The following is an 18,672-nucleotide window of genomic DNA, read 5'->3' on the forward strand; positions in this document are numbered from 1 at the left end:
GCCCGACGGTGCCCTTTGACCTTGGACCCGGGGCGCTGGTCTGGCTGGCCCTGGCCTGCCTGGTCGCCGGCTTCGTGCGTGGCTATTCGGGTTTCGGCTTTTCGGCGCTGCTGATCGCAGCCTCGAGTCTTGTGACCAATCCGCTGAATTTCGTCGCAGTTGTCGTCATTCTGGAAACGGTGATGTCGCTTCAGGCTGCCAAGGGGGCAGGGCCCGACGTGGACTGGCGGCGGGTTGGCTGGCTCCTGGGCGGGGCGGCAATCGGGCTGCCTTTGGGCCTTTGGGTCCTGACCGGCGTCAGCGAAGACGCCGCGCGGGCGGTGATCTCGGGCTACGTGCTCGTCATGTGCCTGGTGCTGATGTCCGGCTGGCGATTGGCGACAGAGGTGCGGGGGGCTCCGAACGGTGTGGCCGGAGTGATCTCGGGCCTTGCCAACGCACCCGGCATGGGGGGGCTGCCGGTCGCGGCCTTCTTCGCGGCCCAGCCGATGCCTGCAAGCGTGTTTCGGGCGACGCTGATCGCCTATTTCCCGCTGCTCGACCTTTACTCTGCGCCACTCTACTGGCTCGCGGGGCTGGTCACGTGGGACACGCTCTGGGCCAGTCTCATGGCGCTGCCGGTGACACTTCTGGGCAACTGGCTGGGAGGGCGGCATTTCTCCGGCACCGATCCGCAGGACTTCCGGCGGTTCGCGATCGTCCTCCTTGCCGTGCTTGCCGCCTTGGGTCTGGGAAAGGCCATCCTCTGATGTGGCTGATTGTGAACGCCGGTTCATCTTCGCTGAAGTTGAAGGTTTTCGACGGACTTCGGGAGGTCGCCAAGGCTTCAGTGAGCGAGATCGGACCGGACGGCCACAAGGCCACGATGGCTGCCGCACTGGCCGAGGCGGGGGTTCCGATTGACCGTCTGATGGCCGTTGCGCATCGCGTTGTGCATGGCGGGGCCGAATTGACCGCGACATGCCGGGTAACCCCCGACGTCCTGCGCCAGATCGAGGCCTGCGTGCCCCTGGCACCACTGCACAATCCGGCGAATCTTGTGGGAATTCAGGCGATTGCTGCGCTGGCACCGCGCCTGCCCCAATATGCTGCCTTCGACACCGCCTTCCACGCCACGAATCCCGAGGTTGCCGTGACATATGCGCTGCCCAAGGCCGAACGTGCCCGGGGCCTCAGGCGCTATGGCTTTCACGGGATCAGCTATGCAGCCGTCGTGCGCATCTTGCGGGACAGGGGAGACTTGCCCACGCGCCTTCTGGCTTGCCATCTCGGCAATGGCTGTTCCCTCGCAGCCATTGTGAACGGGCGTTCGGTTGGGACAACGATGGGCTATTCTCCGCTCGACGGGCTGACGATGGGCACTCGGACCGGGGGAATAGACGGCAACGCGGTCCTGCGGCTGGCGGAGTTGCACGGAGTAGAAGGGGCAGGCCGGATCCTGAACCGGGAAAGCGGGCTTCTTGGCCTTGGCGGAATGAGTGACGTGCGCGCGTTGCATGCAGCCGGGACGCCCGAGGCACGGTTCGCTCTGCACCATTTCGCTTATTGGGCGGTCCGTCACGCCGGGTCGATGGTCGCCGCTATGGGGGGCCTCGACGCCGTGGTCTTCACCGGCGGCATCGGCGAGAACGATCCCTGGATGCGGAAGGAAATCCTCTTTGGCCTTGCCTATTTGGGAGTATCTTCCAGCGAAGAGGCGAACAACCGGAACGAAAGCGTGCTACATGATGCGACAAGCCGTGTCGCGATCTGGACAGTTCCGGCCGACGAGGAACGCCAGATTGCGATGGAGGCGCAGGCCGTGCTGGCCAGGGAGGGCTGAGTGAACCAGCCGAGGGTGGAGACGCAGCGCGAGGTTGGCGACGAGGTCCGCCAGACCACCTGCTACATGTGCGCCTGCCGCTGCGGGATCAACGTGCATCTGAAGTCCGGGAAGGTTGCTTACATCGAGGGGAACCGCGACCACCCGATCAACAAGGGCGTCCTCTGCGCCAAGGGCGCGAGTGGGATCATGCAGGTCACTGCGCCGTCCCGCCTGAAGGCGCCTTTGCGACGCGTCGGGCCGCGCGGGTCCGGGGCCTTCGAGGAGATTTCCTGGGAGGAGGCGCTCTCCACCGCCGTCTCCTGGATGAAGCCCCTGCGCGAGACCGCACCGGAAAAGCTCGCCTTTTTCACTGGCCGCGACCAGAGCCAGAGCCTGACCGGCTGGTGGGCGCAGAACTTCGGCACCCCGAACTATGCCGCGCATGGCGGCTTCTGTTCGGTGAACATGGCCGCGGGCGGTATCTACACCATCGGGGGCGCCTTCTGGGAATTCGGCCAGCCGGATTGGGAGCGGACGAAGCTTTTCGTCATGTTCGGGGTGGCCGAGGATCATGATTCGAACCCGATCAAGATCGGTATCGGGAAGCTGAAGGCCCGCGGCGCGCGGGTCATCAGCGTGAACCCCGTGCGTACCGGCTATTCGGCAGTGGCCGATGACTGGATCGGGATCACGCCGGGGACCGACGGCCTTCTGATCCTGTCGCTGATCCACTGCCTCTTGGAGGCGGGAAGGCTTGACCTCGACTATCTTGCGCAATGGACCAACGCCGCCCTTCTGGTGACCGAAGCCGACGGCCCGGAGAAGGGCCTTTTCGTCCGGAACGCCGAAAGCCAGCCCTTCGTGATCGACCGCCGCACCGGCCACCCTGCACCTTGGGATGGGAAGGGGGTGGAGCCCGACCTCGGGGCCGAATGGCAGGGGAACCGGACGGTCTTCCGCCACATGGTCGAGGAATACCTGAAACCGGACTATGCGCCCGAGGCCGTGGCCGCCCGCTGCGGGGTGACGGCCACGCGCATCCGCCAGCTTGCCGCCGAACTCGCCGAGGTCGCGTTCAATCAGGCCATCTCGCTCGACCGCCCATGGACCGACTTTCGCGGCAACGAACATGCCGACATGCCCGGCCGCCCGGTCAGCTTCCATGCGATGCGGGGTCTTTCCGCCCATTCCAACGGCTTCCAAACGGCGCGGGCGCTGCATCTCCTTCAGATCCTCCTCGGCGCGGTCGAGACCCCCGGTGGCTACCGGCTGAAGCCGCCGTACCCCAAGCCCATCGAGGCGCATCCGACGCCCCATTTCGTGACTACACCGGGCAAGCCCCTGACCGGGCCGCACTTGGGCTATGTCCGCTCGCCCGACGACCTCTGCCTTCTCCCCGACGGCCAGCCGGCCCGGATCGACAAGGCTTTCAGCTGGGAAAATCCGTTCTCGGCGCATGGGTTGATGCACATGGTCATCCCCAATGCCCATGCCGGGGACCCGTACCGGATCGACACGCTCTTCCTCTACATGGCGAACATGTCGTGGAATTCCAGCATGAACTCAGCCCGCGTGATGGAGATGCTGACCGAAGAGCGCGACGGCGAATACGTCATCCCCCGGATCATCTACTCCGACGCCTATGCCTCCGAGATGGTTGCCTATGCCGACCTGATCCTGCCCGACACGACCTACCTGGAACGCCACGACTGCATCAGCCTTCTCGACCGCCCGATCTCTGAGCCCGACGCGGCGGGGGATGCGATCCGCTGGCCGGTGATCGAGCCCGACCGGGAGGTTCGCTGCTTCCAGTCGGTGCTTCTGGAGCTTGGTGCGCGGCTGGGTCTGCCTGGGATGGTCAACGAGGACGGGACGGCCAAGTTCAAGGACTACGCCGACTACATCGCCAACCACCAGCGCCGGCCGGACGTTGGGCCGTTGATGGGCTTCCGGGGGAATGGCGAGGCGGAGGGGCGCGGCACGCCGAACCCGGATCAGCTCAACCGCTACATCCAGAACGGGGCCTTCTACCAGGCGCATGTCCCCGAGGAAGCCGCCTTCTACAAGCCCTGGAACGCGGCCTATCAGGACTGGGCGGTGAAGCTTGGCCTTTACGAAACCCCGCAGCCCTATCTTTTCAGCATCTGGTCCGAACCGATGCGCCGTTTCCAACTGGCCGCCGAGGGGCACGGCCCGCGCCAGCCGCCCGAACACCTGCGCGCCCGCCTGAAACAGGCGATGCACCCGCTTCCCATCTGGTATGCGCCGTATGGAGACGAGGACGCGGCCTTTGGCTACCCGGTCCATGCCCTGACCCAGCGACCGATGGACATGTACCATTCCTGGGGCAGCCAGAACGCCTGGCTGCGGCAAATCAAGGGGCACAACTATCTGTATCTGCCCACGAAAATCTGGGAGGCGCAGGGCTTTGCGGAGGGCGACTGGGCGCGGGTGTCCAGCCGCGCGGGGACTATAGTGGTGCCCGTCGCGCACATGGCCGCGCTGAACGCGTGCACTGTCTGGACCTGGAACGCCATCGGCAAACGCAAAGGCGCCTGGGCCTTGGACGAAAACGCGCCTGAGGCGACGACCGGCTTTCTTCTGAACCACCTCATCTCGGAACTCCTGCCGGACCGGGAGGGCGTGCGCCTCTCGAACTCCGATCCCGTAACCGGCCAGGCGGCCTGGTTCGACCAGCGGGTCCGGGTAGAGCGGGTCGCGGCCGAGGATCACCCGCGCGGCACAGTGGAGCCGATGTTCGAGCGCCTGCCCGACCCACCGCGTGCCGGTGGCGGCCGGGGACACAATTCTTCTGCGAAGAATTGGGCTGCGAATTTTCGCAGAAAATTCGTGGCTCCAGTGGGGGCCAAGCAATGACCACACTCCCTGGAGCCACCGAAAAGCGCCTCGGCCTTGTGATCGACCTCGACACCTGCGTCGGCTGCCAGGCCTGCGTCACCGCCTGCAAGGGCTGGAACGATGCCGGGATCGGCCTTTCCGACCAGGACCCCTACGGCGCCGACCCCTCGGGCACCTTCCTGAACCGGGTCCATTCCTATCAGGTCACCGTGCCAGAAGGCCCCGCCCAGGTCGTCACCTTCCCGCGCTCCTGCCTCCATTGCGACAACGCGCCATGTGTCACCGTCTGCCCGACCGGGGCCAGCTACAAGCGGGCCGAGGACGGGATCGTGCTCGTCAACGAGGACGCCTGCATTGGCTGCGGCCTTTGTGCCTGGGCCTGCCCCTATGGCGCGCGGGAAATGGATGCGGCGCAGGGGGTGATGAAGAAATGCACCCTTTGCGTCGACCGGATCTACAACGAGACGCTTCCGGAACAGGACCGCGAACCTGCATGTGTCCGAACCTGCCCGACAAATGCCCGCCATTTCGGCGACTTTGCGGATCCGGAGAGCGCTGTCTCCCAACTGGTGGCGAGCAGAGGCGGCTATGACCTGATGCCCGACATGGGAACAAGGCCCACGAACAAGTACCTGCCGCCGCGCAAGAAGGGTCCGGGAAAGGCCAGCCCGCTTGCCCCGCTTCTGGACATCAAGGCAACCGGTGTCGCCGGTTGGCTGGACCGGATGCTTGGAAAGCTTTGAATGCATCCCGCGCCGTCCGTCATCCTCTTCTCGACCCTTTCCGGCCTCGGCTTCGGCTTTCTGGCCTTTCTCGGCTTTGGCGCGCTGCAGCCATCGGGCTGGACGGCGTTCTTTCTTTGGGGGCTGGGCTACGGGTTGGCGGTGGCTGGGCTTCTGGCCGCGACTTTCCACCTTGGCAACCCGAAGAACGGCCTCAAGGCCTTCACTCAGTGGCGCACCAGCTGGCTGAGCCGCGAGGCCTGGGCCTCGGTTTCGGCCCTGGTCCTTCTGGCCCCCGTTGCGCTGTCGGACTGGCTGGGCCTTGGACTGCCGCGAGGTTTCGGATGGATCGGGGCGACGCTGGCGGTGGTAACGGTCCTGACGACAGGGATGATCTATGCCCAGATCAAGGCGGTGCCGCGCTGGCACCATTGGCTGACACCGGTCATGTTCCTTACCTTCGCCCTGAGCGGAGGGTCGTTGCTTGCAGACATGCCATGGGCGCCACTGGCATTGCTGGCGACCGGCCTTGTCCTGCTGGCAGTCTGGCGGGTGGGTGACGGCGCCTTCGCCCGTGCGGGTCAAACCATCGGATCGGCGACGGGCCTGGACCGGCTTGGGGAAGCGGCAGTTCTTGACCCGGCGCACACGGCCGGGAACTATCTCAAGCGCGAGATGATCTTCGTCGTCGGCCGCAAGCATGCGCGGAAGCTGCGCCAGATCGCGCTTATACTGGCTTCGCCCGGTCCGGCCCTTGTTCTTCTTCTGCCCTTCGGCGTCTCGGGCATCGCGCTGGCCGCCCTTCTGCACCTGACCGGAGCCATTGCCGCCCGTTGGCTGTTCTTTGCCGAGGCCGAGCATGTCGTCGGCCTTTACTACGGCGCGCGGGCGTGATCCGCTGCTGTAATGAACCCGTTCAAGCGTTATGATATTCGCGGTCGTCTTGGAGTGGACATCGACGCGGGGTTTGCCAGCCGCATCGGCAGCGCCTTCGCCATGGTCACTGGCGCGGATAGCGTGGTCATCGCGCGCGACAGCAGGGAAAGCTCGGCCGAACTTGCCGATGCGACGGCGGCCGGGCTGATCGCCCAGGGTGTCAGGGTGCTCGACCTTGCGCTTGCCGGGACAGAGGAGATGTACTTTGCTACGGCCCATCTGGGGGCGGGTGGCGGGATCATGGTCACGGCCTCGCATAATCCCAGGGATTACAACGGGATGAAGCTTGTCGGCCCAGGCGCGATGCCACTGTCTGACGCCGAATTCGCGCAGGTGCGGACGCTTTGCGACGCCAGGCCCGATCGCCTTTCGCGCGGCTCTTACGAGGCAGTGCCGGGCGTCCGCGCTGACTATGTCGCCCATGTCGCCGGGCTGGTCGGGTCGGTCGGGCCGCTCCGGGTGCTGGCAAACTCGGGCAACGGGGCGGCGGGGCCTACACTTGACGCGCTCGCCGAGGGGTTGGCGGCGCGCGGCTCGCGCCTGGACCTGGTGCGGATGCATCACCAGCCCGACGGCAGCTTTCCGAACGGAATTCCCAACCCCCTGCTGCCGGAGAACCGGCCGCAGACGGAAGCGGCGGTCCGTGCTGCCGGAGTGGACATGGGCGTGGCCTTCGACGGCGATTTCGACCGCTGCTTCCTCTTCGATGCCGATGGCCGCTTTGTCGACGGCGAGCATGTGGTCGCGCTTCTGGCGCGCGCCGCGCTGTCGCAGCATCCCGGGGCGGCGATCGTGCATGACCCGCGCGTGCTCTGGGCGGTGCGCGACACGGTAACGAGGGCCGGTGGTCGCTCGGTCCTCGCCCCGACCGGACATGTGTTCCTGAAGGCTGCCATGCGGCGCGAGAATGCCGTCTATGGTGGCGAGATGTCCGCACATCACTATTTCCGCGACTTCATGGCCTGTGATTCCGGGATGATCCCGTGGCTCATGGTGGCGGGCCTTCTCTCGCGGTCCGGCGAAAGCCTTGCCGACATGGCCGCGGCCCTGCGGCGCGATCACCCGTCCTCTGGCGAGATCAACTTCACCGTGGCGGATACCGCAGCCGTGATCGGGCGGGTCCACAGGGCGCTTGCCCCGAAGGCGCGGGGGGAAGACCGGATCGACGGGCTCAGCCTCGATTTCGGGGACTGGCGCATGAACCTGCGCGCCTCGAACACCGAACCGCTCCTGCGGCTGAATGTTGAAGCGCGGGGCGACAGCGCCCTTGTGGCCGAAGGGGTTGTCCTGGTTCGGGACCTCATCCTCGGCTGACTTTGCGATCTGCCCGTTTTTTCATCGGCTGGATGGAATAGCAGGCGATCGTGCCGCGCCTTCGGGTCAGGCGGTTCCGGTCCGGGCGCGGGGCGTTGTCACGGCCCCGTGCGGGGCTGACAGTCAGGTCTCAAGGGGGACCGGATGACCGTATTCCAGCCGATGGAGACGCCAGAGAGCGGCGCCATGCAAAGGGCGCGGGGCGAGGCGCTTGTCCGCCTTGGCCCTGCACGGCTGGAGCGGCTGCGGACCGAAGGCTCGGCCAAGGCGATCCTGCCGGGCGGGGCCACGGGGCGCGAAGTCGTGTTCCTGAACACCTCGGGCGGGCTGACCTCGGGCGACCATCTGCGGTTCGGCCTCGACCTGCAGGGCGAGGCCGTTGCGACCACCCAGACTGCCGAGCGCGCCTACAAGGCGACGGGCACACCCGCGCGGATGGATGTGCGGCTGACGGTCGGCCCTGGCGGCTGGCTCGACTGGCTGCCGCAAGAGACGATCCTTTTCGACCGGGCAGCACTTGACCGCCGCACGCTGATCGATCTGGCCCCGGGTGCCGGCTGCCTTGCACTGGAGGCCGTGGTCCTTGGCCGCGCCGCGATGGGCGAGACGGTGCGTGATATCCGCTTTCGCGACCGGCGAGAGATCCGGCGGGAGGGCGCGCCGGTCTGGATCGACCCGTTGGCGCTGGATGCTTCTGCCCTTTCGGGCAGCGCCACCCTGCGGGACGCACGGGCCTTCGCGACAATCATCGTCACGGCCGAGGCGCATCTCCCACCATTGCGCGCCGTCCTGGACGAGCCCGGCGTCGCGGCCAGCGCCACTGCCTTTGACGGACGGACGGTCGTGCGGATGCTTGCCCCCGATGGCTGGCCGCTCCGCCGCCAGATCGTCCGCGCACTTCATGTTCTGCGGCAGGGCCGTCCCCTGCCGCGTGTCTGGCAGGTCTGAGGAAGAAATGAACCTTACCCCCCGCGAAAAGGACAAGCTTCTGGTCAGCCTGGCCGCCATGGTCGCCCGCGGGCGGCTGGCGCGCGGTGTCAAGCTGAACCACCCCGAAGCCATTGCCCTGATTACCGATTTCGTCGTCGAAGGCGCGCGCGACGGGCGTTCTGTCGCTGACCTGATGGAGGCGGGCGCCCATGTGATCACCGCCGACCAGTGCATGGACGGCATCCCGTCGATGATCCACTCCGTCCAGGTCGAAGCGACCTTCCCGGACGGCACCAAGCTTGTCACCGTTCACCACCCGATCCGCTGAGGCACCCCATGTCCCGCCTGACCTGTCTGATCCTGCCCCTCCTCGCCACCCCGGCCCTGGCGCATGAAGGGTTTCACCACCACCCGCACGGAATCGAGTTCGGCTGGATCGCCGCCGCTCTGATCGGCTCTGCCCTGGGTGGCGGAGCGGTCTATGCATATCTGCGGCGGCGCAAATGATCCCGGGCGAGATCATCCCCGCACCCGGTGACCTGATCCTCAACGCAGGTGCCGAGGTCACGGTCCTGACCGTCGCCAACACCGGCGACCGTCCCGTGCAAGTCGGCAGCCACTACCATTTTGCCGAGACGAACCCCGGCCTCGCCTTCGACCGCGCCGCCGCCCATGGCAAGCGGCTCGACATCCCCGCCGGCACCGCCGTCCGGTTCGAACCCGGCCAGACCCGCGAGGTGCGGCTGGTGCCACTCTCCGGGGCGCGGGTCGTCTACGGCTTCAACCAGAAGGTCATGGGCCCCTTGTAGGCCGCGAAGGACATACGATGCCCGCCACCATTTCCCGCAAGACCTATGCCGACATGTATGGCCCGACTGTGGGCGACAAGGTGCGGCTGGGCGATACTGACCTGATCATCGAGGTCGAGCGTGACCTGATCGCCGAACGCTCCAGCGCCCGCGCGAATGCGCTGAGGTACGGGGACGAGGTCAAGTTCGGCGGCGGCAAGGTGATCCGCGACGGAATGGGGCAGTCGCAGCTAACCCGGGCGCAAGGGGCGATGGACACGGTCATCACGAACGCGCTGATCGTCGACTGGACCGGGATCGTGAAGGCCGACGTCGGCCTGCGCGATGGCCGCATCGCGAAGATCGGCAAGGCCGGGAACCCCGATACCCAGCCCGGCGTCGATGTCATCATCGGCCCGGGGACCGAGATCATCGCGGGTGAGGGGCGCATCCTGACCGCCGGTGGCATGGACGCCCACATCCACTTCATCGCTCCGCAGCAGATCGACGACGCGCTCCATTCCGGGATCACCACAATGCTTGGTGGCGGCACCGGACCCGCACATGGCACGCTCGCCACGACCTGCACGCCGGGGCCGTGGCACATCATGCGGATGCTGCAGGCGGCGGATGCCTTTCCGATGAACCTGGCCTTTGCGGGGAAGGGCAACGCCTCTCTCCCCGCCGCGCTGGAGGAACAGATCAGGGCCGGCGCCTCCTGCATGAAGCTGCACGAAGACTGGGGGACGACGCCGGGAGCCATCGACTGCTGCCTGACGGTCGCCGATCAGATGGACGTGCAGGTGATGATCCACACCGACACGCTGAACGAGAGCGGCTTTGTCGAGAATACGCTGAAGGCCATCGCGGGCCGTACGATCCACGCCTTCCACACCGAAGGCGCGGGGGGCGGCCACGCGCCCGACATCATCAGGGTCGTGGGGTCGCAGAACATCCTGCCCTCCTCCACCAACCCGACGATGCCCTACACCGTGAACACGATCGAGGAACACCTCGACATGCTGATGGTCTGCCATCACCTCGACCGCCGCGTGCCCGAGGATGTGGCCTTCGCCGAATCCCGCATCCGGCGCGAAACCATCGCCGCCGAGGATATCTTGCACGACCTCGGGGCCTTCTCGGTGATCAGTTCCGACAGCCAGGCGATGGGCCGGGTGGGCGAGGTCATCACCCGCACCTGGCAGACCGCGCACAAGATGAAGGTCCAGCGCGGGCGGCTGGAGGGCGAGGCAGGCGAGAACGACAACCTGCGCGTCAAGCGCTACGTCGCGAAATACACGATCAACCCCGCCATCGCGCATGGGCTTTCTACCCACATCGGGTCGGTGGAGGAGGGCAAGCGTGCCGACCTTGTGCTCTGGTCCCCCGCCTTCTTCGGCGCGAAGCCCGAGATGGTGCTGATCGGCGGTTGCATCGTCGTGGCCCAGATGGGCGACCCGAACGCCAGTATCCCCACACCGCAGCCGGTGCATACACGGCCGATGTTCGGCGCCTTTGGCGGCAGCCTGACGCGGAACGCCGTGACCTTCGTCAGCCAGGCCGCGCAGGACGCGGACATCCGCGCGGCCTACGGGCTGGCAAAAGAGACGCTTGCCGTCCACCATACGCGTGGGATCGGAAAGCGGGACATGAAGTTGAACGATGCGACCCCGACCATCGAGGTTGACCCGGAGACCTATGAGGTGCGGGCCGACGGTGTCCTTCTCATCTGCGAACCCGCGCGGGAGTTGCCGCTTGCGCAGCGCTATTTCCTTTACTGATCGGTCAGGCAGAGGCGCTGGTCATGGCCCCGGTTGTCCCCGTTCCGGCCCTGTCGGCTTGGGACTGCATCTGGTGGCTGCGGCGGAAGACCGGCACCTTCGGGAAGTTGTGCTCCATCGAGGCAAGGGCATTTTCGCGCGACCTGAGGCGGGCGATTTCGGCCCGGATCGCGGCCAGTTCGTCGGCGAGTGCAAGCTGGGGCCTGGTCATCTTGATCCTCATTGGTTGTCTCGTATCCATCCTCGACTCAATCCCTCAAGGAATCGCTAAAGGCTGACCCATGCTGCCCCTTGCCCAGACCCTGCACCGTTCCGGCCAGTGGCCGCGGCTCGCCACCGGGCGTGTCGTCCTTGGCTATGATGAGCGTTTCCTCCGCCGGAAGCGGCTGACCATGGCTTCGGGCGAGGCCTTCCTTGTCGATCTGCCCGAGACGACGAACCTTCTCGCTGGCGACGCCTTCGAACTGGACGATGGCCGGGTGGTCGAGATCGCGGCAGCGGAAGAGCCGCTTTTGGTCGTCACCGGAGACCTCGTCCGCCTTGCCTGGCATATCGGGAACCGCCACACCCCCTGCCAGATCGAGGCGGACCGGCTGGTGATCCGGGCGGACCACGTTCTGGCCGACATGCTGCGCGGGCTGGGGGCCACGGTGACTCCAGTCGCAGGCCCCTTCACCCCGGAAGGCGGCGCCTACGGGCTGGGGCGCACGATGGGCCATGCGCACTGAGCTTCTGTCCCTCCTGCAATGGCTGTCCCCCGCCTTTCCGACCGGGGGGTACGCCTATTCGCACGGGCTGGAGACGGTGATCGCCGAGGGGGAACGGACGGCGGAAGGGATACGGGGCTGGATCGCAGGGGTGCTGCGCCACGGATCGGGGCAGGCCGACGCTGTGCTTCTCGCGGCGGTCCTTCGGGGTGAGGACGCCGCAGAGGTGGACGGTATCGCCCGGGCGATGGCCGGAACGAGGGAACGGCTGAGCGAGACCCTGGAACAGGGGGCTGCCTTTGCGCGGACCGTGCAGTCCCTGACCGGGCGCGAGCTACCGCCCCGTGCCCTGCCGGTGGCGGTGGGCGAGGCGGCGCGGGAGTTGAACCTGCCGGTCGAGGAGGTGGTGGCGGTCTACCTCCACGCCTTCACAGCAAACCTTGTCGCCGCGGCGACCCGCTTTGCACCGCTGGGCCAGACCGAGGGGCAGGGGTTGCTGGCGGCGCTCCACCCGCTGATCGGCGAGATGGCGGCCTGGGCCGCGACGGCGGAGGTTGACGAGATCGGCACGGTGGCCCTTGCGGCCGAGATGGCGTCGATGCGGCACGAGACGATGGATGTGAGGATCTTCAAGACATGAAGCACGGACCCTTGAAGGTGGGGATCGGCGGGCCGGTCGGGGTGGGCAAGACCAGCCTGACCGAGGCGCTCTGCCGGGCGCTGGCGGGGCGCTGTTCGATGGCGGTCATCACGAACGATATCTATACCCGGGAGGATGCCGAGTATCTGATGCGGGCGCAGGTGCTGCCATTGGACCGCATCCGAGGGGTGGAGACGGGGGGATGCCCGCATACGGCGATCCGCGAGGATGCCTCGATCAACCTGGCTGCCGTCGCGGACCTGCGCGCGGCCCATCCCGACCTTGACCTGATCCTGATCGAAAGCGGGGGCGACAACCTGGCCGCCACCTTCAGCCCGGAACTTGCGGACCTCTCGATCTACGTGATCGACACCGCCGCCGGGCAGGACATCCCGCGGAAGCGGGGGCCGGGGGTGACGCGATCCGACCTTCTGGTCGTCAACAAGACCGACCTCGCCCCGCATGTCGGCGTTGACCTCGACCTGCTGGAAGCAGACACCCGCCGGGCGCGGGGCGAGCGGCCCTACGTGATGGCCCGCGTCCGGCAAGGAGTGGGGATCGACCAAGTGGTCGACTTCCTGCAAACCGAGGGCGGACTGGTGCTTCAAGGGTAGAATCCACGAAGTGACCACGGTGGTCAATTTCTGAAAGTCAATTAGAAACAATAATTTGGCTGAGTCCGTTAAGGATTTGGCAAGCTTTCCCACGGCCGCTTTCGGAGAAGAGTTCCGCGAGTTCCACTCATATCTTGACAGTGAAAACATGCTCTGAGCATATGTTGTCACTGTAAAGATCGGAGGATGCGATGACGGATGCAAAAGCCCCGAAGACACGGGTGGTGCTGATCACCGGGGGCACGCGCGGGGTCGGGGCGGCGATCGCTGCGCGACTGCGGCGGGACGGGGACCGTGTCTTTGTTACCAGCCGCACCGGCCATGCCTCCGACGGCTTACCTCAGGGAGTGGAGTGCCTTCAGCTTGACGTCCGCGACGCGGCCAGCGTGAATGGATGCATCGGTGAGGTCGTTGCCCGTGCCGGGCGGATCGACGCCGTGGTGAACAACGCGGGCTACGACCTGATCGGTTCGCTGGAAGACACTAGCGAGGCGCAGTTCCTGGATCAGATGAACACCAACTTTGCCGGTGTGATGCGTGTCACCCGCGCCGCGCTGCCGGTGATGCGGGCGCAAGGGTCGGGGCGGATCGTGCAGATCGGCTCGCTTGGCGGCAGGCTTGCCCTGCCGATGAACAGCGCCTATGCGGCCAGCAAGTTCGCCGTCGAGGGCTTTACCGAGGCCCTGCGGTTTGAGGCGCTGCCCTTCGGCGTCTTCCTTTCGGTCGTGGCGCCGGGTGCAGTCGCCACCGATACGCTGGACACGTCGATCGTGGATGTCGCGGGTGGCGTGCCGGCCTATGCCGGGAGACAGCGCAAAATGCGCGCCTTCATGCAGGAGGACAGCGGGAAAAGCAGCCGGACGCGGCCCGAGGACGTGGCGGATACTGTTGCGCGCGTGCTGGCCGCCCCGCGCCCGGCCCTGCGCTATGCGGTGGGCGGGCAGGCAAAGATGCTGCCCTTCCTCAAGGCGGTGATGCCGCAGCGCCCGTTCGAGGCGATGCTGTCACGCATCCTGCCCTGACCGGAAAAGAAACGCCCCCGGGCCTGCAGGACCGGGGGCGCATGAAATGAGCGGCGACGGATCAGTTCGTCGCGGCGGGCGACAGCGAGGTGATGAAGGCCCAGACGTTGGCCGCATCTTCGGGCTTTCTCAACTTGAAGGCCATCTTCGACTTGGCCTTGTCGTCACCCAGCTTGGCTTTCAGGAACTTTGCCGGGTCCTGGACATATTCCACAAAGCTCGCCTCGTCCCAGACAAAGCCGCCTGCGCCAAGTGCTACCAGCGACTCGCCATATCCCTTGAACTCGGGATAAGCACCGGCCGCACGACCGGCGAGGCCGTAAAGGTTAGGTCCAGTCTTGGCATTCTTGCCGGCCAGCACTTCACCCGCCTCGTTCTGGACGACGTGGCAGGTCTGGCACTGGTTGAAGGTCTTGGCCCCGGCCTCGATGTCCTGTGCCACGGCTGGCACGGCAAGGCTGGCGAAGGCAAGGGCAGTCAGGGTCAGTCGCATGGGATCCTCCCGGGGGTTTCTTCGCGGTGTATACTGTCGCGCACGAAACCTTTGGCAAGGGGTTTCACGCGCAATTTCACGCGACTGCGTGGGAAATTGCGCAACGGCTCCAAAGCGTGGTGAGGGCGGCGATCAGCCGGTCGATGTCGGCGTCGCTGTGGTGGGGTCCGGGGGTGATGCGCAGACGCTCGGTGCCTTTCGGGACGGTCGGATAGTTGATCGGCTGGACGTAGATGCCCCAGTCGGCCATCAGGATGTCCGAGATCATCCGGCACTTCACCGGGTCGCCGATCATCACGGGGATGATGTGGCTTTCGTTGGCCATGTGCGGGATGCCGGCGCGGTCAAGCCGGGCGCGGACCTTGGCGACGTTCGCCTTCTGACGCGCGCGTTCCTCCTGGCTGGCTTTGAGGTGGCGGATCGAAGTGGTGGCAGCGGCGGCGACGGCCGGGGGCAGGGCCGTGGTGAAGATGAAGCCCGAGGAAAAGCTGCGGACGAAGTCGACCAGTGCCGTCGTGCCGGTGATGTAACCGCCGACGCAGCCGAAAGCCTTGCCGAGCGTGCCCTCGATCACGTCGATCCGGTGAGCCAGGCCCTCGCGTTCCGTCACCCCGCCGCCGTGATCGCCATACATGCCGACGGCATGGACCTCATCGATATAGCTCAGCGCCCCATGCGCCTCGCAGACCTCGACGATCTCGCGGATCGGCGCGATGTCGCCGTCCATCGAATAGACGCTCTCGAAGGCCACGATCTTCGGCCGGTCACCGACGGCGTGGAGCTTGCGGTCAAGGTCGCGCCAGTCGTTGTGCTTCCAGAGTACCTTGTCGGCGCGGGAATGGCGGATGCCCTCGATCATCGAGGCATGGTTCTTTTCGTCCGACAGGATGACCGCATTCGGGATGCGCGCGCCAAGCGTGCTAAGCGCGGCCCAGTTCGAGACGTAGCCGGAGGTGAAGAGAAGGGCTGCCTCCTTGCCGTGAAGATCGGCGAGTTCGGCCTCAAGCGCGCGGTGCTGGATCGAGTTGCCGCCGATGTTTCGCGTGCCGCCCGCCCCGGTGCCGCAGGTGCGGACGGTGTCGATCATCGCGGCGACGACCTCGGGGTGCTGGCCCATGCCGAGGTAGTCGTTCGAGCACCAGACGGTGACCTCTTCCACGCTGTTGCCGTGGCGGTTCGCTTTCGGAAAGGCGCCGCAGCGGCGTTCCAGATCGGCGAAGGTGCGGTAGTTGCCTTCGGCTTTCAGGGCGTCGAGCTGGCTTTGGAAGTGGCGAGCGAAGTCCATCGGGGTCACTTTCTTGACATCAATGTGGGGTCGGTGGCGGCGGGTCCGGCAGGCAGCATCCAGCGCCAGAGTTTCTGGTCGGGAAGGGGAAGCACCATGAACCAGTGCTCAAGAAGCGCGAGCGCGGTCAGGGCGGCTAGAAGAATATGGCCGATCAGTGCGGTCTCGGTTGGGGCCGATACGGCGCGTTCCAGCCAGCAGGCGGTGGCGAAGGTCAGAAGCGTGACCGACACCGGGAAGAGCCAGTTCATCCTTGCGTGGCGGAAGTGGCTGGCGAGGTGCGCAAGCGGGCGGGGCAGGAATTCCACGTTGATCCGCGGCACCCCGAGGAAGAGGTTCAGCTTGGCCGAGGCGCGGGCGAAGAAGAGGAGCGCGAAGGTGTAAAGGCCGAAGGGGTTGGCGGCATTCCACGCGGCATAGGCCAGCAGCGACAGGGCCGCCACAAGAAGTGCCTCATGCCAGAGGAGCGTGAGGATGGCGCGCCGGAACCTGTCCCAGCCACGGGCGAAGGGTGGGCAGGGGGCGGTGTTGGGGCCGGTAATCACGCCGGAGAGGAAGGCAAGCTCGATCCAGCCCCAGACGGCAAGGGCAGAGAGGAAGGCGATGTAGGTGCCGTTCGCCGTCGCCTCATCGAGCGAGGTGCCGAGGCCCCAGATCCCTGCGGCGAGAAGTGGCAGGCCGAGAAGGACCGAGGCGGAATGGGCAGTGCCGCCCCGGCGGTCGGCATGGCGGACGCGCCAGAGGATCGCGCCGGTGGAGAACCACCAGACGAAAAGCGTGATCAGTGCGGCGGCCCAGGGGCTGGTCATGCACGGCCCCTCCCGGAGGAGGGGCCGCACAGGCCTGCGAACCGCGCCCAGTCCGCAAGGCCACCCGCTGCCGGAACAGCGGTATGGGGTTTACCGGTCAATAGGACGGCTCCAGCCGGACAGAGGCAGGGAGCGCATGGCGCTTGACCGGGATCGTGTAGAGCGCCGCAAAGGCCAGCGCCGCGCGGGCTGCGGCGGCCTTGCCTTTCAGCCAGCCGCCGACCCCTCCCTGACGTTTTGCGGCGTCCATGGCGACGAAGGCCTTTTCCATCCGGCGGAGCGCCGGTTTCCAGCGCGGGTGGTCGATGTCGATCTCGATCGGGAAGATCTGGCGGCTGATGGTCGAGGTCTTGCGGAAGACCTCCTGGTCATACCATTCGATATCGACGCCCAGGGCCTCGTGGAACTTCGGCCGGGCATGGTCGCGCACCCACATGGTGGAATAGACGGCGGTCAGGAAGAACTTGATCCAGAGCTTGTTGACGGTGCTTTCCGTCAGCTTCGGGTCGGTCTTCATCAGAAGCGCGAAGGCCTCGCCATGGCTGAACTCGTCGTTGCACCATTCCTTGAACCATTTGAAGATCGGGTGGAATCGATGCTCGGGGTTCGCTTCGAGATGGCGGTAGATGGTGATGTAGCGGGCGTAGCCGATCTTTTCCGACAGGTAGGTGGCGTAGTAGATGAACTTCGGCCGGAAGTAGGTGTACTTCTTGGCCTTGGTCAGGAAGCCGAGGTTCACCGCCACCCCCGCCTCGCGGAGCGCGTCGTTGATGAAGCCGGCATGGCGCGCCTCATCGCGCGACATGTAGCTGAAAAGCTCACAGATGTCGGCGTTGGTGCCCCGGCGCTTCATTTCCTTGTAAAGGACGCAGCCCGAGAACTCGGCGGTGCAGGACGAGACGAGGAAGTCGATGAATTCGGCCCTGAGGCCCGGCTCCATTCCCTCCCAGTCGATTTCGTCCCAGTCGGCGTTCTTCTTGAAGTGGCCCTTGTTCGGGTCTGACTTCATCTGGGCCAGAAGCTTGTCCCATTCCTTGCGGACCGGTGTCACGTCGATCCGGTCCATCTCGTCGAAGTCGGTGGTGTAGAAGCGCGGGTTGAGAAGCGTGGTCTCGGTCGCCATCGCGGTCGTGTCGAACTGACCCGCGATTTCGCCGTGCAGCTCTTCATGCGCAGTGCCTTGGGTGTCTTTCATAGCCGGATCTCCTCGGAGAAGGAAAACTCGCAAAGCTCCATGAAGCCGAAATCGCCGGTCATCCTGGTCCAGAGCCGCTCGATCGGGGTGGCGCGGGTGATGGTGGCGGTGCGGTCCTCGACGATGACCTCGCCGAAGGCCGCCATGATCGGCGCCCCGTGCACCAGCACCTCGTCGCCCGGATAGACGACAGCGCCGTTGTTGAAGCGGACGTGGGCGTGCAGGCTTTCGAAACGGTGGCTGACCTCGACGGTGCAGGGCACCCTTTCCTTGGTTCGCGTGAAAAGTCCCATGATCGTGGTTCCCTATTTCTGATCCAGAAGCCGTTCGAATGCGGCCTTGTTTTCCCCGCCGAAGGCATAGAGCTCGACGCTCCAGCCGGTGTCGGGGTCTTCTACGGCAAGCCTGCCGTTCGCGTATTCGACGATCCGCACCGGACGGAGCGGGTCGACGCCATGCTTCTTGCGTTCTGTCGCAAGTCCGTTCTGGATGACGGTGACAAAGCCGCCATGCGCCAGGTCCTCGATCACCGTCCCGTCCGGGTCGCGGACGGTCACTGCCTTGGCATCGCGGCCCTCAAGCACGATCCAGCGGTCACGCAGGACCTCGGCCGCCTGCGGCTGCGCTTCGAGCGGGCGGTCGGTCGCCACCGCGAAGGTGGTGATCGCAAGGGCTGACAGCGCGAGGGCGAACATCGCCCAGAGAAGGGTCCGGGGAACCATCTCCTTTTCGCGGCTCTTGTAGGTGGGGCTGGGAGGATGTGCCATCGCGCG

Annotated in this window: 22 protein-coding genes; 15 read left to right on the forward strand and 7 right to left on the reverse strand. The window is 65.9% G+C overall.

From position 1 onward, the window contains the following. Positions 1–8 precede the first annotated feature (8 nt). From AC2D9V_RS12590 to ureC, 11 genes are all read left to right on the forward strand, one after another. Complete coding sequence (locus tag AC2D9V_RS12590) at positions 9–749, forward strand: sulfite exporter TauE/SafE family protein (RefSeq protein ID WP_484714410.1); 741 nt, start codon at positions 9–11, stop codon at positions 747–749. After that, complete coding sequence (locus AC2D9V_RS12595) at positions 749–1,822, forward strand: acetate/propionate family kinase (protein ID WP_484714411.1); 1,074 nt, start codon at positions 749–751, stop codon at positions 1,820–1,822. Before AC2D9V_RS12590 ends, AC2D9V_RS12595 begins: the two co-directional genes overlap by 1 nt. Further along, positions 1,823–4,681, forward strand: coding sequence for a molybdopterin-dependent oxidoreductase (locus tag AC2D9V_RS12600; protein WP_484714412.1), 2,859 nt, complete (start codon positions 1,823–1,825; stop codon positions 4,679–4,681). After that, entirely contained in the window at positions 4,678–5,406 is a 729-nt protein-coding gene (locus AC2D9V_RS12605) for a 4Fe-4S dicluster domain-containing protein (RefSeq protein ID WP_484714413.1), read from the forward strand. Before AC2D9V_RS12600 ends, AC2D9V_RS12605 begins: the two co-directional genes overlap by 4 nt. Next, the gene (locus AC2D9V_RS12610; protein ID WP_484714414.1) at positions 5,407–6,279 is read left to right on the forward strand and encodes a dimethyl sulfoxide reductase anchor subunit family protein; all 873 of its coding nucleotides are present in this window, start codon (positions 5,407–5,409) and stop codon (positions 6,277–6,279) included. Between the two features lie 12 nt (positions 6,280–6,291). After that, positions 6,292–7,635, forward strand: a complete 1,344-nt coding sequence (locus tag AC2D9V_RS12615; RefSeq protein ID WP_484714415.1) for a phosphohexomutase domain-containing protein — start codon at positions 6,292–6,294, stop codon at positions 7,633–7,635. Between the two features lie 144 nt (positions 7,636–7,779). Then, positions 7,780–8,583 (forward strand): urease accessory protein UreD, encoded by an 804-nt coding sequence (locus AC2D9V_RS12620; protein WP_484714416.1) that lies wholly within the window; start codon positions 7,780–7,782, stop codon positions 8,581–8,583. A 7-nt stretch (positions 8,584–8,590) separates the two neighbouring features. Further along, positions 8,591–8,893, forward strand: a complete 303-nt coding sequence (locus AC2D9V_RS12625) for an urease subunit gamma (RefSeq protein WP_484714417.1) — start codon at positions 8,591–8,593, stop codon at positions 8,891–8,893. Between the two features lie 8 nt (positions 8,894–8,901). Further along, entirely contained in the window at positions 8,902–9,072 is a 171-nt protein-coding gene (locus AC2D9V_RS12630; RefSeq protein WP_484714418.1) for a hypothetical protein, read from the forward strand. Then, positions 9,069–9,374, forward strand: coding sequence for an urease subunit beta (locus AC2D9V_RS12635; protein ID WP_484714419.1), 306 nt, complete (start codon positions 9,069–9,071; stop codon positions 9,372–9,374). The genes AC2D9V_RS12630 and AC2D9V_RS12635 overlap by 4 nt, the downstream gene beginning before the upstream one ends. A 17-nt stretch (positions 9,375–9,391) precedes the next feature. Then, entirely contained in the window at positions 9,392–11,134 is a 1,743-nt protein-coding gene (ureC, locus tag AC2D9V_RS12640) for an urease subunit alpha (protein ID WP_484714420.1), read from the forward strand. A gap of 4 nt (positions 11,135–11,138) precedes the next feature. Here ureC and AC2D9V_RS12645 read toward each other — a convergent pair whose 3' ends face one another. After that, complete coding sequence (locus AC2D9V_RS12645; protein ID WP_484714421.1) at positions 11,139–11,345, reverse strand: hypothetical protein; 207 nt, start codon at positions 11,343–11,345, stop codon at positions 11,139–11,141. Positions 11,346–11,415: 70 nt separating this feature from the next. Here AC2D9V_RS12645 and AC2D9V_RS12650 point away from each other — a divergent pair, with 70 nt between their 5' ends. The 4 genes from AC2D9V_RS12650 to AC2D9V_RS12665 all read left to right on the forward strand — a co-directional run bounded on the left by AC2D9V_RS12650 (position 11,416) and on the right by AC2D9V_RS12665 (position 14,117). After that, positions 11,416–11,862: an urease accessory protein UreE gene (locus AC2D9V_RS12650; protein ID WP_484714422.1), complete on the forward strand. Its 447-nt coding sequence runs from the start codon at positions 11,416–11,418 to the stop codon at positions 11,860–11,862. Then, positions 11,852–12,481: an urease accessory protein UreF gene (locus tag AC2D9V_RS12655; RefSeq protein ID WP_484714423.1), complete on the forward strand. Its 630-nt coding sequence runs from the start codon at positions 11,852–11,854 to the stop codon at positions 12,479–12,481. Before AC2D9V_RS12650 ends, AC2D9V_RS12655 begins: the two co-directional genes overlap by 11 nt. Further along, complete coding sequence (gene ureG / locus AC2D9V_RS12660; RefSeq protein WP_484714424.1) at positions 12,478–13,095, forward strand: urease accessory protein UreG; 618 nt, start codon at positions 12,478–12,480, stop codon at positions 13,093–13,095. Before AC2D9V_RS12655 ends, ureG begins: the two co-directional genes overlap by 4 nt. Positions 13,096–13,286: 191 nt before the next feature. Continuing rightward, positions 13,287–14,117: an SDR family oxidoreductase gene (locus AC2D9V_RS12665; protein ID WP_484714425.1), complete on the forward strand. Its 831-nt coding sequence runs from the start codon at positions 13,287–13,289 to the stop codon at positions 14,115–14,117. A gap of 61 nt (positions 14,118–14,178) precedes the next feature. Here the strand turns inward: AC2D9V_RS12665 and AC2D9V_RS12670 are convergent, their stop codons facing one another. The 6 genes from AC2D9V_RS12670 to puhC form a co-directional block, all read right to left on the reverse strand. Beyond that, positions 14,179–14,610, reverse strand: coding sequence for a c-type cytochrome (locus AC2D9V_RS12670; RefSeq protein WP_484714426.1), 432 nt, complete (start codon positions 14,608–14,610; stop codon positions 14,179–14,181). Between the two features lie 76 nt (positions 14,611–14,686). Beyond that, entirely contained in the window at positions 14,687–15,895 is a 1,209-nt protein-coding gene (gene hemA / locus AC2D9V_RS12675; RefSeq protein ID WP_484714427.1) for a 5-aminolevulinate synthase, read from the reverse strand. A gap of 5 nt (positions 15,896–15,900) precedes the next feature. Continuing rightward, positions 15,901–16,704: a putative photosynthetic complex assembly protein PuhE gene (puhE, locus tag AC2D9V_RS12680; RefSeq protein ID WP_484714428.1), complete on the reverse strand. Its 804-nt coding sequence runs from the start codon at positions 16,702–16,704 to the stop codon at positions 15,901–15,903. Between the two features lie 97 nt (positions 16,705–16,801). Further along, the gene (acsF, locus tag AC2D9V_RS12685) at positions 16,802–17,899 is read right to left on the reverse strand and encodes a magnesium-protoporphyrin IX monomethyl ester (oxidative) cyclase (RefSeq protein ID WP_484714429.1); all 1,098 of its coding nucleotides are present in this window, start codon (positions 17,897–17,899) and stop codon (positions 16,802–16,804) included. Continuing rightward, on the reverse strand, positions 17,896–18,192 hold the full coding sequence (locus AC2D9V_RS12690) for a hypothetical protein (protein ID WP_484714430.1): 297 nt from the start codon (positions 18,190–18,192) through the stop codon (positions 17,896–17,898). The genes acsF and AC2D9V_RS12690 overlap by 4 nt, the downstream gene beginning before the upstream one ends. A gap of 12 nt (positions 18,193–18,204) precedes the next feature. Next, positions 18,205–18,666: a photosynthetic complex assembly protein PuhC gene (gene puhC, locus AC2D9V_RS12695; protein WP_484714431.1), complete on the reverse strand. Its 462-nt coding sequence runs from the start codon at positions 18,664–18,666 to the stop codon at positions 18,205–18,207. Positions 18,667–18,672 lie beyond the last annotated feature (6 nt).

The organism is Tabrizicola sp. T46, assembly GCF_057219895.1.